Annotated in this window: 13 protein-coding genes; 5 read left to right on the forward strand and 8 right to left on the reverse strand. The window is 70.4% G+C overall.

Annotated elements, in window-relative coordinates; genetic code table 11:
- The first annotated feature begins 4 nt into the window (after nucleotides 1–4).
- Nucleotides 5–457, forward strand: a complete 453-nt coding sequence (locus OG711_RS07710) for a hypothetical protein (protein WP_329558833.1) — start codon at nucleotides 5–7, stop codon at nucleotides 455–457.
- Between the two features lie 76 nt (nucleotides 458–533).
- Nucleotides 534–1,238 carry a hypothetical protein gene (locus tag OG711_RS07715; RefSeq protein WP_329558834.1) on the forward strand — a complete coding sequence of 235 codons (705 nt, stop codon included), beginning with the start codon at nucleotides 534–536 and terminating at the stop codon, nucleotides 1,236–1,238.
- A gap of 88 nt (nucleotides 1,239–1,326) precedes the next feature.
- Here the strand turns inward: OG711_RS07715 and OG711_RS07720 are convergent, their stop codons facing one another.
- Nucleotides 1,327–1,479: a hypothetical protein gene (locus OG711_RS07720; RefSeq protein ID WP_329558835.1), complete on the reverse strand. Its 153-nt coding sequence runs from the start codon at nucleotides 1,477–1,479 to the stop codon at nucleotides 1,327–1,329.
- A 410-nt stretch (nucleotides 1,480–1,889) separates the two neighbouring features.
- Between OG711_RS07720 and OG711_RS07725 the strand changes: the two genes are divergently transcribed.
- On the forward strand, nucleotides 1,890–2,855 hold the full coding sequence (locus tag OG711_RS07725; protein WP_329558836.1) for a hypothetical protein: 966 nt from the start codon (nucleotides 1,890–1,892) through the stop codon (nucleotides 2,853–2,855).
- Nucleotides 2,856–3,015: 160 nt separating this feature from the next.
- Here OG711_RS07725 and OG711_RS07730 read toward each other — a convergent pair whose 3' ends face one another.
- The 3 genes from OG711_RS07730 to OG711_RS07740 all read right to left on the reverse strand — a co-directional run bounded on the left by OG711_RS07730 (nucleotide 3,016) and on the right by OG711_RS07740 (nucleotide 4,123).
- On the reverse strand, nucleotides 3,016–3,264 hold the full coding sequence (locus OG711_RS07730; protein WP_329558837.1) for a hypothetical protein: 249 nt from the start codon (nucleotides 3,262–3,264) through the stop codon (nucleotides 3,016–3,018).
- Nucleotides 3,264–3,392, reverse strand: coding sequence for a hypothetical protein (locus OG711_RS07735; RefSeq protein WP_329558838.1), 129 nt, complete (start codon nucleotides 3,390–3,392; stop codon nucleotides 3,264–3,266). The genes OG711_RS07730 and OG711_RS07735 overlap by 1 nt, the downstream gene beginning before the upstream one ends.
- 524 nt (nucleotides 3,393–3,916) lie before the next feature.
- Nucleotides 3,917–4,123 (reverse strand): hypothetical protein, encoded by a 207-nt coding sequence (locus OG711_RS07740; RefSeq protein WP_329558839.1) that lies wholly within the window; start codon nucleotides 4,121–4,123, stop codon nucleotides 3,917–3,919.
- 839 nt (nucleotides 4,124–4,962) lie between these two features.
- On the opposite strand from OG711_RS07740, the gene OG711_RS07745 reads away from it, so the two are divergent.
- Nucleotides 4,963–12,324, forward strand: coding sequence for a LamG domain-containing protein (locus OG711_RS07745; protein ID WP_329558840.1), 7,362 nt, complete (start codon nucleotides 4,963–4,965; stop codon nucleotides 12,322–12,324).
- 433 nt (nucleotides 12,325–12,757) lie between these two features.
- On the opposite strand, the gene OG711_RS07750 is transcribed toward OG711_RS07745, so the two are convergent.
- The 3 genes from OG711_RS07750 to OG711_RS07760 all read right to left on the reverse strand — a co-directional run bounded on the left by OG711_RS07750 (nucleotide 12,758) and on the right by OG711_RS07760 (nucleotide 14,262).
- Entirely contained in the window at nucleotides 12,758–13,432 is a 675-nt protein-coding gene (locus OG711_RS07750; RefSeq protein ID WP_329558841.1) for a DUF317 domain-containing protein, read from the reverse strand.
- 79 nt (nucleotides 13,433–13,511) lie between these two features.
- The gene (locus OG711_RS07755) at nucleotides 13,512–13,787 is read right to left on the reverse strand and encodes a hypothetical protein (RefSeq protein ID WP_329563677.1); all 276 of its coding nucleotides are present in this window, start codon (nucleotides 13,785–13,787) and stop codon (nucleotides 13,512–13,514) included.
- A gap of 121 nt (nucleotides 13,788–13,908) precedes the next feature.
- Nucleotides 13,909–14,262 carry a DUF317 domain-containing protein gene (locus OG711_RS07760; RefSeq protein ID WP_329558842.1) on the reverse strand — a complete coding sequence of 118 codons (354 nt, stop codon included), beginning with the start codon at nucleotides 14,260–14,262 and terminating at the stop codon, nucleotides 13,909–13,911.
- Between the two features lie 426 nt (nucleotides 14,263–14,688).
- Here OG711_RS07760 and OG711_RS07765 point away from each other — a divergent pair, with 426 nt between their 5' ends.
- On the forward strand, nucleotides 14,689–15,057 hold the full coding sequence (locus OG711_RS07765; protein WP_329558843.1) for a hypothetical protein: 369 nt from the start codon (nucleotides 14,689–14,691) through the stop codon (nucleotides 15,055–15,057).
- A gap of 104 nt (nucleotides 15,058–15,161) precedes the next feature.
- On the opposite strand, the gene OG711_RS07770 is transcribed toward OG711_RS07765, so the two are convergent.
- Nucleotides 15,162–16,211 (reverse strand): MSCRAMM family protein, encoded by a 1,050-nt coding sequence (locus OG711_RS07770; protein WP_329558844.1) that lies wholly within the window; start codon nucleotides 16,209–16,211, stop codon nucleotides 15,162–15,164.
- Nucleotides 16,212–16,227 lie beyond the last annotated feature (16 nt).

A 16,227-nucleotide genomic window follows, 5' to 3' on the forward strand; every position in this document is an offset into this window, starting at 1 on the left:
CAACATGAGGGAGAGCAGGTTGTTCAAGCGACGCGACAACCGTGAGTGGCGCGAAACCCGGCGCGCGGCCCAGGGGATGATGGAGTGGGCACAGCGCCAGCCGGACCCCGATGCCCGTCCCGAAACCGTCCCGGCGACCGACCCGGCCTCCTCCCCGGTGGTGGACGACTTCCTGCCCCCGGGCCTGCTGGCGGCCTCTCAGGGCGGGGTGACCGGGATGATGATGCCCTGGAAGGGGCCTCTGGTCGTCGAGGGCGAGGTCCGCGAGTGCCCGCGGTGCGGCGCGTACCGCGACGTTGTCCTCCTCGCCATGGGGGACAGCGTGTGGCGCCGCTGCCGTGAGGGCCACGAGACCCTCGACCCCGTCCTGGACGGCGCGTGGTTCAACCGTCACAGCGGCCCCATGGCACACCGATTCGACAGTCTCGGCGAGGGCCTGCGCCACCTCGGCCACTGACCTCCGGTCCCCCTACCCCGCCGAACCGGAGGTTCGGCCAGTCAGACCCTCCGCACCAATCCCCTGGGGTACCCGCATGCGCCGCCGTTCCACCACCGCCGTCCTCGCCCTGACCGCCCTCACGCTCCTGACCCTCCCGGGCTGCTCCAGCGACAGCCCCTCCCCAGCCGCTCCCACCCCGACCGGTACCGCCGCCGAGCCCAAGGCCGCGGTAGACGACGCGAAGCCCGCGAAGGTTCTGACGCCGGCGCAGCTGCGGGAGCGGCTGCTGGACGAGGCCGATCTCGGGCAGGGGTACACCCGCAAGCCGAAGCGGGACGTCAGCCGGGACGATGTGACGGTGATCGGATGCCCCGCGCTGGAGAAGCTCGGCGGCGACGCGGCGGCCGGCGGCTCCCTGAACTTCCCGAACCGGGCGAAGGCCGCGTTCACGTACACGGGCAGTGCCGACTCGGAGGTCACCGAGGAGCTGTACAGCGACACCGCGACCAGGCTCTCCACGGGCACGAAGCGGATCTTCGATGCCATGGTCTCCTGCCCGGTGTACCAGGTCGTGGTCGGCAGCACCCCGGTCAGGATGGCCACCCAGAAGATCACCGCCCCGGCACTGGGCGACGAGCAGTGGTCCCAGCTGCTGACCTTCACCACCGGCGGGCGTGACAGCGTCGTCAGGCAGACGGCGGTCCGCACCGGCACGCTGCTCGTGATCGTGTCCGGTTCCCCCGGCCTCGTCGACACTCATGTGGACAAGGCCCTCGCCAAGGCCGGGTCGCCGAGCTGAAGTCCCTTTCGTCCAGAGGGAGACCTGCCGCGGACCATTCGTCCACGGCAGGTTCCGGCTTGCTCGGACCAGAGCTCGGGCGTCGTGGTCACGCCCGCAGGATCACGGCCGTGACCGCGACTCCCGCCGCGTACCCGACTAGCGATACCTGCCACTCCGTGTACCCGCTACGGGCTGCCCACCGCTGGGCGCATGCCCGCGCGACCGCTGCCGCCACCACCGCCACCGTCTTCTTCGACACCACAGCATCCTCCTTGTGTACGGGGGGCGTGACCGCCCCGCGCGAGCGGCACCGCCAGTTCGGCGGGCCTGTTCTCCTGACACAAGCACCGCGCCAGGCGTCCCGGCAACGGTCGAGGCCCCGGATGCGAGATGCCGGCCCTCCTGCCGGGAGTACCTCCTCCCGGCAGGCCCTCCCATCCCGTCTTCGGCCGCCCCCTGCCCCTCGGGGACGGGGCGCACTAGGCTGCGCCGATGAGCCCTGCCACGCCCCCCAGTCCGCCGCCGACACACCCGGGCCTAGACGGCGCCGCACTTCTCCGGAGGGCCCGTCGCGCGGGGTTCCCCTTCACTGAACGGCAGTTGGAGACGCTGCGCGCCCAGGGGCTCATTCCGCGCCCCCGCCGGGCCTCGAACCGGGGGATCACTCCGGTGTGGGTCTACCCGCCCGGCACCGAGCGGCAGATCGTGTCCCTGGGCCGCTGGCGGCAGCGCACGAAGGACCTCGGCGTACTCCGTGTCCTGCTGTGGCTGGAGGGCTTCCCCGTCCCGACAAGTGCCGCCCGCAGCGCGCTCGTCGCCGCCCTTCACACAGCCGAGGACACCTTTCGGAAGCACATCACGCCGTCACCGGCTCCGGCCGCCGCGCCGGGGTCCGCCGTCGGCCAGGAACCCATCGCGTCCCTCGCCGCCGAACTCGCATCGAAGCGGGGCCCCGACGCTCTCCCCCGCCCGATCCGGCAGTCGGCCGCTGATCGGGTCCGCTCCGTCGAGCTGCTCCTGCGCACCTTCGGACTCGGTGAAGTTCCCACCGCGTCCGACAGCGAAGCCTTCGAGATCGAACGGCTTCTCGGTGTCGCCCCGGGCCGCCGGCAGAAGGTGGACGGCGCGGGCCCGTGGCTCACCGGCTCGCCCCACGACCTGCTCTCCGCCGGGCCCACTCTGGCCCTGCCGGTCCTCGCCCAAACGATGGAGACCGCTTCGGACTCCGAGCTGGAAGAAGCCCGCCCCTTCGCCCGCTCCCTATTCCATCTGAGGCCTCTCGCCGCCCGGCTCATCGGCGCGACCCACGGCAACGACAATCACGCGGGCTTCGGCGGGATCGCCCACTTGGACGAGGAACCCGAGCTGGGCCCGCTGATGGTTGCCATGACGGTCGGCATGCGCCGCACGGCACCGGAGATGGCTGACAGCCTCGCTGCCATCCATGACTCCCTGCAATCCGCCCCTGACGCGATGGCCGCCATCAAAGCCCTTTTGGACATGCCGCAGGGGGTGGTGGACCAGAATCTCGCCGGGCAACCGGTCTCAGTCCGGCACCGGTTCGACCGAGCGGTCGAGGCCGCTCTGGAGGGAAGGATCCATGCGGGCCCCTGCGGGAACAGCTCAACTACGTGAGGCGGGGGACGCCGCAAGGCCAGAACAGCTCCCACAGAGTCGGCCACAGTCGACGGGAGACAACGTGAAGGCCCGGAGGGCCAGGCCGACAGTGGCCTGGCCCTCCGGGCTTTCGGGCTGTCCGCCGCCCGTCCTCGACGGAACGCGGTGCTGATGCGGTTCAGCGTGGGGGCCGCCGGACGGTGACGAGCCGGTCGCGCCGCAGGCGCAGATCGCTCAACCGTTCCTCTGCGGGGAGGTAGACGAGGAGGTCGGTGTGGCTCTCCCCCGCCCGGTCGGCGACCGCGACGACGTAGTGCCTCTCCGCACAGCCGGAAAGGGTGTAAGCGTCGCCTGCGTCGAGGGTGCTGGCACGGTCCTCGAAGATGTCGACCCGGTTCTGGTCCCAGGTCCGGGCCTTGTCCTGCATCAGGGGCAGGTGAAAATCTGCCGGGCGACCTCGGCCTCCTCCCAGCGGCGGCGACACGACGCGCACTCGTTGACGGAGCCGGGGTGGGGGCCGGAGAGCGGGCGTTCGCAGAACCCCTTGCCCGTCACGCTGTTGCGACGGTGCCCGGTGACGAGGTTGCCGCGGGCAAGCGGTGCCCAGCAGGGTGTCGTCGCCGTGGCACGGCTCACCCCCCGGAGGCGGGGACAGTTCGCCCGCCCTCCGGTGCAGCGCGTCAAGGGCGTCGCTGAGCCGGGTGCACATCGAGCAGCGCCGACCGGTGGTGACCGGCCGGGTGTCAAGGGGTCTGCCGCAGTAGGAGAAGAGGTGTCCGGGGATGGGCCGGTGCCCGGCCCCACCCCGTCCGGTGCCGACTGCGGGCCGAACCCCGGGTTCACCGCCGGGATGCGGAGCGGTGGTGAGAACCAGGAGGGCGCGGACGCAACTCTGGCAGGGGGTGTGGGCGGTGAGATCGGAGATGGGGTGCAGGTCGGGTGTGTGGGTGGCGCAGGCGGTCACCGCGACGGCGCCAAGCATGGCGCCGTGGTGAACGGTGCCGTTCACGGGGCCGACAGCGAGACGGATCAGCGTCAGCGGCAAAGAACCTCCGAGGAGCGGAGCGGACAGACGAGGGTCAGGCACACGGGGTGCAGTAGCCGTCGTGGTCGACGGCCTGGCGGCAGCGGTCTTCACAGGGGTGTCCGGCGCGCGCCTGGGAGGTGGCCTGGTGTTCGTCGCAGTCGACGCACCAGGCGGGCCCGGCGGGAATGTCCCGGTTGCGGGCGAGGAAGCCGGTGGCGCCGCACCGCTGGCAGATTTCCCCGCGCTCGCGGTGCGGCACGGACGTTCTGTAGCAAGTGATTGTTGTTGCCGAGGGCTTTGTACGGCTGGAACGCTCCTGGTGATCACCAGGAAGATCGTCACCTAAGCCGTATTTGGGGAGAACGGGTGCGTGATCCGTATGGTGCAGTTGCTGCGCTACTGGGTGCGAGTGTCTACAGCGCCCGCCGTCGGTCCGGTCCGGTTGACTCTTTCTCTCTCTTGACCACCCCTTGACGGGCCCTCGGTGTACTCCACCGGGCAGGATGTTTTTGGGCCGCCGCGGGCGCTCGGACGGTGGCTCGGGGTCGACGGGTATCGCAGGTGAGCGTTGTGTCGGTTGCCCGCGCGCGTATTGCGACCGGCTTCGACATCCCTCCGCAGGGGGTTGGGTACCGGTCCGACCGTTCCGTGCCTTTCGCCCGGGTGCCGGCTTCGCCGGTCTGTTCTCTTTCAGCCTGGCGAGGACACCGCTCGCCAGAAGGGGACTCCGCTGCCAGGCGGGAGCCCTGGGCAGGCACCGCCCGGCTCGGGGACCTTGTATCCAGTGCTCCGTGCTGGTTCGGCCCCGATTGCGAGTCGGAGAAGGAGGCTGCGGGGGCTGTGGGTTGGCGGTGGTTCCCGGCCAATTACGGCATCAAGGTGCTGATCGGTCGGATTCACGCCTTTTCCCGAAGAGGGAATGTGTTCGATATACGGCGTGCTCGGCGCATGCTCGAATGGCAGCCGTACATCGAACGCCTCCCCTTTCCCGCTCACCGGGCCGTCGTGGTCCGGTGGCCGATTCGTCATGCGCCACTGCCAGGCCCCCGACCGATCCGGCATCCCCGCCGGCGGCGTGGGAGGACCGGACGGATATGCATGCAGTCTGATCAGGGCACGCTCAAGATCTACAGCGACCGTACCTACACCCGCACCACGATGGTCCGTCATCAGGGCACCGCGCTCGCGTTCGCCGTGGACGACCGGCGGCGGATCGTGTACACGGTTCTCGATCTGTCCACTCACGACGAGGAGCGGGGGGAACTGGACGCCGCGTACTGGTCGGAGAGCCCTCAGGAGGTCCCCTTCCCCGCTGAGCTGGTGACGGTCGGGTACTCGGTGGTGGGCGCGACGGCGATGCCGGTGGTGAAGAAGGGCGGCCGGACCGAGGCGGGCGCCGATGAGGAACTGGCGCCGGAGGAAATGGACCGGTTCCTGTCCACCACCGCGCGGCTGTCGGCCGACGCCCCGTTCCAGGTGATCTCGGACGGCACCCATGTGGTGCTGCTGCGGCAGGCGATCGGCGCGGCGGACGCGGACGCGGTGTTCCGGCTGACGAACGGCGCCGCCTCTGGGAACACCGCCCGGACCGACTTCCAGCTGGCGGGGACGGCGCGAATACCGGTGGTGGCGGACACGCTCCTGTGCGACCGGTTCCTGCTGGTCGGCAATGTGCTGAAGCCGGTCTCCGAGGTGCGGTTCAAGCGGAGCCGGCACAAGACCCGCCCGGCGTCGGCGAAGGACAGCCTGGGTGCCACCGACATGGACGGCAAGCCGTTCCACGAGCCGACCCAGCAGTTGGAGTTCATCCGGAACCTGACCCAGGGCCGGTTCTCGGCCGTCCTGACGCCCACGGCGGTGCAGGGGCAGCAGCGGTGGCAGTTCTTCGCCCACAACAGCGCCACGGGCCGGATCGACTCCTTCAATGTCGAGCAGGCCGCGGACGGGCTCTTCAACACCCAGGGCAGCCGCTACTGGACCAGCCCCGACGCGCGCTACCGGGGCTCGGTGTACGAGCGGGCGCCCGGGATCTGCCCGTTCACCAACCTTTCGCTGGTTCCGATCACCCCCGACATTCCGCACCCCGAGACCGCGCTTCAGTTCAACGGGACCAGCAACTACGTGGACGTGGGGGCCGCGCCCGCGCTGAAGTTCCAGGGTCGCGCCTACGCGGTGGAGGCGTGGGTCAAGCCGCGGGCGGCGGGCGGCCCGGTGCTGGCCCGCTGGTCCGGCACCGCGAGCCAGGGCGGTTTCCAGCTCCGAATCACCAGCGCCGGCCAGGTGGCACTGGACCACAGCGGCGGCACCCTGACCTCCCTCCAGAACATCCCGGCGGACACCTGGGCGCATATCGCCGCCTCTTTCGACGGCACCACCGCGACCCTCTACGTCAACGGGGCCTTCAGCGGCGACAAGGCCCTCCCGAGCTCCGGCGACGGCAACGCGCGCCTGCAGATCGGCGCCAAGGAGGGCGGTCCGCTCTTCAGCGGTGTCATCGACGAGGTACGGATCTGGAACCGGTCACGCGGCCAGAGCGAGATCGCCGACAGCAGGCACTACCGGCTGATCGGCAACGAACCTGGCCTGACCGCCTACTACCGCTTCGACGAGGGCAGCGGCACCACCGCCTACGATCAGACCGACACCGCCGCCCATATCACCCTGAACAGCTACAGCCCGTTGTGGGTGACCTCCCAGGCCCCCGTCGGCGAGCACCCGGGAGTACGGCGCGACAGCTTTACCCTGGCCGGCCGCGACATCGTCTCCGGGCTCACCTCCACGCTCTACTACCAGCAGGAAGACGCGGTATCCGGCTACCAGGACACCCCCAGGCCCGCCAAGCGCAACGCGCGGGTCCTGCTGGCCTGCGCCACCCGCCCGTCCGGCAACACCACAGCGGATGCCCATATCGCCACCGTCGACTTCGGTGTCGGCATCGACGGCCGCCTCGCCGACATCCCCGACGTCGTCACCCTCGCCGAACTCGGCCGCCCCGTGGAACAGACCAGCGACCTGGTCAGCGCCCAGCAGCAGATCCTCACCGGCATCGAGCAGCAGGCCACCGCCATCCAGACCGAGATCACCACCCTGACGGCGGAGAAGGCGACGCTGGAAGCGGCGATCGCGGCGTCCAACGCCGCCGCGGCCAACGACCCGGCGCGCTGGATCGTCCAGTTCTCGGCCTTCGGATGCCTCCTGGGTCCCGTGGGCGGCGGTCTGACACAGGCAACCCTGGTCGGACTGGTGCCGAGGGATACCCAGAACACCCGATGGCGCTTGGTGCGGGCAGGGTCGGCCTCCCGGTACGGCAACCCGACCTACGCTCTGGTGAACGACAGCGCAGCGGGTATGGGCGTGCACACGTACTTTCGTTCCTTCTACTCGGCTGAGTTTCAGCCTCTCAACACCGCCGAAGTCCACCAGCAGTGGTATGTGCGCGGCACATGGAACACCAGTGTGCAGTTCCAGAACGCCGGCCAGGACGTCTGGATGGGCCTGATCTCCTTCTTGCAACTCCGTGACCAGACCAGCGCGATCAGTTTCACGGTCGAGAAGGTCGGGATCATCCCGGACCCGACCCTCCAGGTCAAGGTCAACCGGCTCGCCGTCATCAACCCGCTCCTCGTCCAGCGCAACCGCGACCTCATCGCCAAACAGGCCGAGATCCCACCCGCCCGTGAGGAGCTGGCCCGCCGCACCGTGACCCTGCTGGGCGAGGCCGACCTGGTCCTGCCCGTACCCCACATCGGCATCGATGTGCGCGGGCTCAGCAGTGCGGGCGCGCTGCTCAAGTTCGCCCGGACCGCCGCCACACCCTCGCTGATGGACAGTGCGGCGGGCCGGGTCGCGCTCTATTTCCAGGGCGCCAACGGTCAGTTCTTCGCCGCCTACCTGGACACCTCGGCGCAGCGGGGCAGTCAGCAGCTGACCGGTGGCGGGCTGACCGCTCTGTTCACGGCGCGCGACCCGGGCGTGGGGCTGTCGGGGACGCAGATCAGGGTCAGCGACTGCACCGTGAACGGTGCGGCGGCCCCCAGCCTGTGTGATCTGACGATCACCCGTGGCGGCGATACCGAGACCTTCGCCCGGCTGCCGCGCCGCGTCCAGGATCTGGCCGCCGCTGTCAACGGTGTCACCGACGAGCCGGTTCCGCTCGGCACGGCGGCGAGCGCGGCGGGGGATCAGCTCACGCTCGCGAGGGCGCTGTCGTTCCCCGTTCCGGCCCATTCCCATCTGCTGATCGGGGAGAGTGCCCATCTGGTCACCAGCGCCGCCGACACCGGCGGGGCGACGCTGCGGGTCACTCCTGCCCCGGCCACTCCGCTCGCTCAGGGCACGGCGGTGTCGCTGATCCGCTACGACACGGCCCGTGCCGTCGCCTCCCGCCCCGGCGCCTCTCTGGCCCAGGGCTCGCGGTGGATCACCGCCGCCGCCGACAAGAGCGATGTCCTCGTGCCCAACGGCACGGCCACCGCCCTGATTCCCGGTCACGGCAGCCGCTGGCGCGGTGACGCCCCCGGACGGGCCTTCTCCCTCAACGGCACCACCAGCTACCTCGTGATGGGCGGCGGGGCGGGCAACGCCGCCGTCACCGGCGATCTGACCGCCGAGGCGTGGATCAATCCGCGCCGTGTTCCCGCGCCCCGGTCCCGGGTCTTCCATGTGCGGACCGGTGACACCAAGGCCGCGATCGCCCTGAGCCCCGAGCCGACCACTGGCGGTCTGATCCTCAACGGCAGCGATGTCGCCATGGCGATCCCCGGCGCCGACCCCACCGGGACGGACTTCACCGTCGAGTGCTGGCTCAAGCGCACCACCGGCCGCACGGTCGCGGACACCATCGTCGCGATCGGCGCCAACGGTCTGAGCATCGGCTTCACCTCCACCGGCGCGTTCACCTTCGGCTTCACCGGACAGACCCTCACCACCACCGCCACCTACACGGACGGGGAATGGCATCACTGGGCCGTCACCTTCGACCGCACCACCCGTGCCCAGGTCATCCTCCGGGACGGGACCGAGGTCGCCCGCCGCACCGCCGGCGGAGTTCCGAGCGGCACCGCCCAGCTCATCGTCGGCCGCACCGACTCCGGCACCTACACCTTCTTCTCCGGCCGGCTGGCCGAGCTGCGGACCTGGAACGTGGCCCGCTCGGCCACCGACATCGCCGCCGACCAGAACCGGCGCGTCGCCCCGGGCGAACCCGGTCTCACCGGCGCCTGGATCTACGACGGCAGCCGTCCCCAGCTCAGCCAGTTCCCCGACATCAGCGGCCAGGGCCGCCACGGCGGTGTCTGGGGCAGCGCCGCGGCGAGTGAATCCGCGGTCAAGGGCTACAAGATCCTGGCCGCGGTCGGCGACAAGCACCGAACCAGCCGCGAGACCTATCTGTGCGGGGAGTGGGCCCATGTCGCGGCGGTGCACCGGCAGTCCTGGGCGCTGCGCTTCAACGGCTCGGCCTGGGCGGACACCCCTGACGCGGACGCTCTCGACCTCACCGAGGACCTGACCATCGAGGTCTTCGCCCATATCGACGCCATCGGGTCACGCCAGGGGCTGGTCTCCAAGGGCCGCCTCGGCGACGGCGCGGGCGGCACGGTCCCCTATCAGCTCTCCGTGCTGGCGGACGGGAAGCTGGAGTTCGCCTTCGAGGAGCCCGGCCCCAGGACCGTCCGCTACACCTCCGGCTCCGCCATCACGGCCGGATTCCACCGGATCGCCGTCGTCCGCAAGGCCGGCAGCTCCAGCGAACAGGTCAAGGGCACCCGCAACATCACCTACAAGGACGAGAACGGTGCCACCCAGACCAAGACCGTCGACACCATCGACCACGTCGACACCAAATCCTGGGACGACATCCGCTTCGTCGTCGACGGCGCCGAGACCGGCACCGGCCGCTACACCGGCACCGGCCCGCGCGGCAACGACGGCACCCTGGACATCGGCCGCGCTGGGGAAGGCAGCGCCCTATACCCGCTCAAGGGCACGGTCGGCGAGGTCCGGATCTGGGGCAAGGCCCGGGAGACCAACCAGCTCGGAGCCCCCCTCCAGCCCCGCGACGAGGGACTGATCGCCCGCTGGACCTTCGAGGAGAACACCGGCAACACCACCGCCGACCTGGCCGGCGGCTACGATCTGCGGCTGCACGGCGCGAAGTGGGCTACCGACCCGGACCCGGCCGCCAGCTCCTTCACCGTCCACCGCAACGGCCGCTCCATCCCCTGCGACACCCCCGCCGTCAACCCCCTCGCCAATTGGGGCGACGAACTCCTCACCCTCGGCGCCTACCGGGCCTCGGTAAACCAGTTCGCCGAGTTCTTCGACGGCACCCTGGACGAAGTCCGCTACTGGCGGACCGCCCGCACCCCCGAGCAAATCCTCGACAACCTCTTCACCCGCGTCACCGGCGACAAACAGGACCTGATCGGCTACTGGACCTTCGACACGACCGCGGACGAGAGGGTCGACTCCATCACCGACCAGGGCCTGCGCGGCAACCACCTCGACCTCAGCGGCAACAAGGTTCCCTCGACCGCGCCGATCTCCACCGACACCGCCGCCGTCCGCTCCGCACTGGCCGGCATCCGCACCCCCTTCCACCAGAACATCTCCACCCCGCCGGCCGCCACCGAGTACGCCGACCTCCAGTTCACCGCCACCGGTGAGGCCCTGGGTGTACTGAAACGCTGCTACACCCACACCGCCGACGGCGCCTGGCACCTCACCACCGGCTACAAGGTCGGCGACCTGGTCAGCGAATGGGTCAGCCAGGTCCAGTTCGACCCCCAGCTCATCGGCTACATCGAAGGCGCGCCCCCGGTCCCCTCCGAGAACCTCACCGGGCAGATCGACCCCGCCGGATCGTCCAGCGTCACCTTCGAGCAGGCCGACGAGGTCACTTCCACCCTCTCCTCCACCCATGAGCGCAGCATCGACGCGAGCTTCAGCATGGCCGCCGGTGTGGAGGTCGACGAGAAGATCCTCATGATCACCGCCCCGCTCGGCATCGGCACCGCGCAACCGCTCGCCTCCCTCACCCTCAAAGCGCACGTCGGCGGCACCATGGAGTTCTCCAACGCCTGGACGGACGAGACCTCCGTGGGACAGGGCACCAGCACCACCCACGACACCACCGCCACCCTCACCGGAAACTGGGAGGACCCCGCCCGGATCCTCAACACCGCCGTCGGCCGCCGCTACCTCCCCGCCAACAAGGGCTACGCACTCGTCCAGTCCGAGACCGCCGACGTGTACGCGCTGCGCCTGGCGCACTCCGGCGCCCTGGTGGCCTACCGGATCCTGCCGAACCCGGACATTCCCAAGGACTGGAACATCATCACCTTCCCCATCAACCCCCAGTACACCAAGCAGGGCACCCTCGACGGCGCGGTCGGCTTCAACGACCAGGGCAAGGTCCTGGACCCCGCCTACCCCAACGCCTTCCAGCGCGGCGAGTACAGCTACTTCAAACCCCGCGAGGCGTACGCCATCAAACGCCGCATCCTGCGCGAACGCCAGGAACTGGAGACCTACTACAGCACCGTCTCCACCGAGACCGGCGACACCGACCCCACCGCCGAGCGCGCGGCGAAGGTCCTGGCCCCGATCGTCGGCACCAAGAACGCCACCGAGAAGGCACAACCGGTCGAGTCGGCCGGCTCCTTCGCCAACCGCAACATCGCCAACACCTACGTCTGGACCGCCGACGGCGGCTTCTTCGCCGAGACCACCGGCACCGTCGACGTCGTCACCGAGACCACCGGCGGCTCCTACAGCCTCTCCGGCTCCGTCACCGGCTCCCTGGAAGTCGGCTTCGACGTCGCCGGAGTCGGCGTCGGCCTCCAGTTCGACGCCTCCCTCGGCGGCGGCATGACCACCACCCGCCACCGCTCCAGGGAAGCCACCCGCTCCCACAGCCTCAACGTCACCTGCAACCCCAGCGGCGACCTCCAGAAATACGACAGCACCGGCAAGGCCCAGTACACCCCCGCGGGCGCACCCGTCCTGGTACCCGGCAAGGTCGACGCCTACCGCTTCATGAGCTTCTACCTCGGCCAGGACACCAGCCACTTCAACGACTTCTACAACAAGGTCGCCGACCCCATCTGGCTCGAAACCAGCAACGACCCCAACGCCGCCGCCCTGCGCGAGGCCCGCCACAGCGACCGCACACCCCCCTGCTGGCGAGTCCTGCACCGCGTCACCTTCGTCTCCCGCATCCTCCCCCCGGTGCCCGCCACCACCGCACCCCCGCTGGAGCAGAAGATGCGCACCATCGACGTCGCCAGCAACTACGAACTCATCCGCCGCCTCGACCCCTACGTCTCCACGTTCACCAGCTCACAGTCCCAGCTCGCCGACGCCACCCGCACCGCCCTCACCGAACACCTCCCCCAGCTCCTCCCCTACGCACTGGAGATCAGCCTGCTCCTCTCCGAGTACTACGACGTCAGCGAATAGCCGCCAGGTCACCACAGATGATGCCCGGTGCCCCGGTGTACGGCCACCCGCCGTACACCGGGGCACCGCCCTGGCCAGAGGGAAGACCATCCAGAGGACGCCGCCCACTCCACAGCCGCAAGGACGCCCGTACCGTGCGCGACGGAGCGGACAGAGGAGGGTCAGGCGCACGGAGTGCAGAGGCCGTCGTGGTCGACGGCCTGGCGGCAGCGGTCTTCACAGGGGTGTCCGGCGCGCGCCTGGGAGGTGGCCTGGTGTTCGTCGCAGTCGACGCACCAGGCGGGCCCGGCGGGAATGTCCCGGTTGCGGGCGAGGAAGCCGGTGGCGCCGCACCGCTGGCAGATTTCCCCGCGCTCGCGGTCCGGCACGGACGTCGTGGAGAACAGAGAGGCACTCTCCTTCGGGAAGAAGACGGAGGAGGCGGTGGTGGAGGTCAGTGCGGGGGCATCAGGGTGAGATGGCCCTGGGAGCTCTCGGGCAGCAGCCGGCGCCGTACCGGGACGGGTGAGGCGAGCGAGGACGCGAACACGGCCACCAGGTCGTGCGGGACGCTGGCGCTGAAGGTGGCGCACCACAGGGGCGTGCCGATGGCGGGTTCGGCCCATGCCTGCCAGCCGGGCAGGTCGGGGCGCGGGTCGGCGTCGAAGACGTGCTCCGGCACGGTCTCCAGCGAGAGGCTGGCGGTGAAGCCGGGATCGCTGGCGGTGGTGTGGGGGCGGTCGATGTCGCGGATCCAGCCCTGCGCGGCGAGCGCGGACAGCACGGCGTCGGGTCCGTCGTATCCGGCGTGGGGTTCGGGGCTGGCGTCGAGTGCGAGGAGGAAGTCGGTGACGGCCTCCGGCGGGATGCCGGCCGTGAAGTAGGCGTTCCACTCACGCATCGCGCTCGTGGGGTGGGAGCGCGCGGTGATCTGCCAGGCCACCGGCAGACCGCCCAGTGCGAACGGGTAGGAGGCGCGGACCCATTCGGCGCCGCACAGTTCGTCGGGGCTCACGTAGAGAAGGGTCTGGCGGGCCGTTGGCCACATGCGCCAGCCCGCGGCGGTGAGGGTGGCACCGACCAGGTCGGCGAGGGCGTCGTCGTCTCCGGCGAGGTGTCGCGGGGACACCCAGTAGCCCGACGGGTCAGGGGTGGCTGGGTAGGGGAAGGGGTGCGGGTTCAGCGGCGCCTCCGGGCTCGGGGGTGGTTCAGCGGTCGCCGCCGCTGGGGCGGGCCGCTCCGCGACGGGCGCGCGGGGGTGCGGTGGTCGGCTGCTGCCAGGTCAGCCGGACCGCGACAGCGGGCGGCAGGTGACCGAGCTGCTCGCCGTCCGCGAGGAAGACCACCGGCCGGCCGGTCTCGTCTGTCGCGGTGACGACGTCGGCGATCCGGTGAGCCATGGGGAAGAACGGGTTGACGGCCAGCCGCGCCACGGCATCGCGGTCCAGCTCGGACAGGCGGTCGATCAGCTCGCCGACCGTCATCTCCGGCGTTTCAGGGGCGTCGGGTGTTTCCGGTTCCACGGGGCTCTCCGTTCGGCAGGGGCGGAAGTGCTTCAGGCATGGGGCAGCGTACGAGGCCGGTGTGAACAGCCGGCGCCGCCGGTCAGCGTGGGCGGGAGGTGGCGAGGACGGTGGCCACGGCCGCGGCGACGATCTGCGCCGGGGTCCCCGTGTCGAAGCTGACGCTGTAGCCGGGGACCCGGGCGGTCCCGGTGACAGCGAGTTTCCAGCCCTCGCCGTCCGTGCCAGGACGGCCCGTGGGGAACCAGCCGAGGTAGAAACGTCCGTCACGGGAGTTGATGTGGACATCGGCCCGGTCGTCCACGACCAGCTTGAAATCGGCGTCGGTGAACTGGTCGGTGACCAGCGTGGGCTGTCCGGGGCCGAGCTGCCACGAGCGGAGCCGCAGCGCCTCGGCGGTGGTGGAGAATCCGGGCTGGGAAAGATCGACGGTCAACGCGATCACCTCTCTGACCTGGTGTTTTCCGGGGAGTCGTCTACGTTGACATGCCCCTGCCCGCGTGCACCAGTCCTTTCGGGATCTTTCCTGTCTGCCCCCAGCGAATAGGCAGAAAAATGTACGAATCATGCCGGTCCCGTCCGGGGCCCCAATCGTTATGGGAACGCATGTTCGAGTACGATCCCGTCGGGACGGACAGGACGGAAGTGGTGTCGCTGCGGTGCCGCCGTCGGGCATCGTGTGGCGCTCACGGCGGGCGCGGGCCGGCGGCCGGCAGGAGAGGGGTATCGCGGGATGGCGATAAAGGCGGATGTCACTGCCCAGCAGGAGCGGAACCAGGGGGATGCACGGGTGCCCCGGGTCCCGAGTGCGGGTGCCGGGCGGCGGCTGCGTTCGCTGACGCGGGCGTTCACCGTCGGTCCGGTGACAGGGCATCTGATCGTGTCGCACACGGCGGGCGGCGAGCCGGTGCGGGTGGAGATCCGGATGGCGAAGCAGGGCTCCACCCTGCGGGGGATGCTGGACGTCCTGTCCACCACGCTGACCCGCGCGCTCAGGCTCGGCATCCCGCTGGGTGGCCTTCTGCCCGACTGCCTGTCCACCCGCTTCGAACCGGCCGGGATGACCGACGATCCGCAGATCCGGCAGGCCACTTCCGTCCCCGACTACGTCGCACGCCGTCTCGCGTTCGACTTCTTCCCCTACGAGCAGCGCCAGGAGCTGGGCGTGCTGACCCGCGAGGAACGCCTGTCGGGTGAACAGGCGGTGTGGCCGGTGGGCCGGCAGCGCTGACCGACGTCCGGAGTTGCGGGCGCCCGCCGGAAGCGGACATGCGTGAGGCCCCAGGAATCCGGGGGGATTCCTGGGGCCTCGTCAGATGGTCCGGAGCAGGGGTGTCAGCTCCATCCGGATGTCCGGACGGGACCATCGTCCGCCCGCCGCCGGTGTACGGCGATCACCGCGCCGCCTCCAGCTGCGAGCAGGGCGCCTGCTCCGCCGAGGAGCCACCAGATGGTGTCGGCGCCGGTGCGGGCGAGCTCCCCTTTCGCCGCAGGTGCTTCGGCGGCCGGGGTGGTCTCCTTCCGCGCCGGGGACCGGGTGGCCGGGACAGACGCCGAGGCGGCGGTTCCCGTCTCGCGGAGCGTGTCCGGGCGCGGTGTGTCCGAGGGCTCGATGGGTGGAGTGGCGCTCGGCGTGGGAGCGGGCGGGCTGGTGGGCGGTTTGGCCGGCTGCTGCTTCCTGGTGTTGGCGAACGCGGCGATGAGGGAGGTGGCGGGTCTGGCGGTGAGCTTGACCGGCTTGCCGGGCCGGTATCCGGCGGGGGCTGCGGTCTGGGTGGCGGTGTAGGGGGTGCCGGTCCGCGAGGTGACCGGGAGCGTGGCGGTCGCGGTGCCGTTCCTTCCGGTGGTCAGGGTGATCGTGCCGCCCCCGCGGGCCGTGGTGATGTTGACGACCGCTCCCGGCAGGGGCTTGCCGTTGTGCCGGTCGGTCGCCTTGAGCGTGAGCGCGGCGGGTTTGAACGGGTCGGTGATCGTCAGGGGGATGGTGGTGCCCGGGGTGACGATGACGTCCTGGTCGGCGACCACGTCGTGCAGCGGGCTGCCGCTGGATGTCTCCTTGAGCCGGTACACCCCGGCGGGGAGGTCCGCGAACGCGAGGCGGCCCGCCGCGTCGGTCTTCCCGTCGGCGATGCCCTTACCGGTGTCGTCGAGCAGGGCGAAGGAGGCCCCCGCAAGGACATCTCCGCCGGTGTCCTTCTTGAGAAGGGCGATCCCGCCGGTCGCCGGGGTCTCGGGCTCGTCCCGCTGAGAGGCCGACGGCGAGGAGGACGGGGATGGCTGGGTGGGCTCGGCCGAGGCGGTGGGCGCGCAGGCCAGCATGCCAACGGTCGCGGCGGCGACAGTGGCACCCGGCCTTCTGCGGCGGGCGGGGCGGATACGGATCAAGAAGGAAGCCTCCATG

Source organism: Streptomyces uncialis (genome assembly GCF_036250755.1).
GTDB lineage: Bacteria > Actinomycetota > Actinomycetes > Streptomycetales > Streptomycetaceae > Streptomyces > Streptomyces uncialis.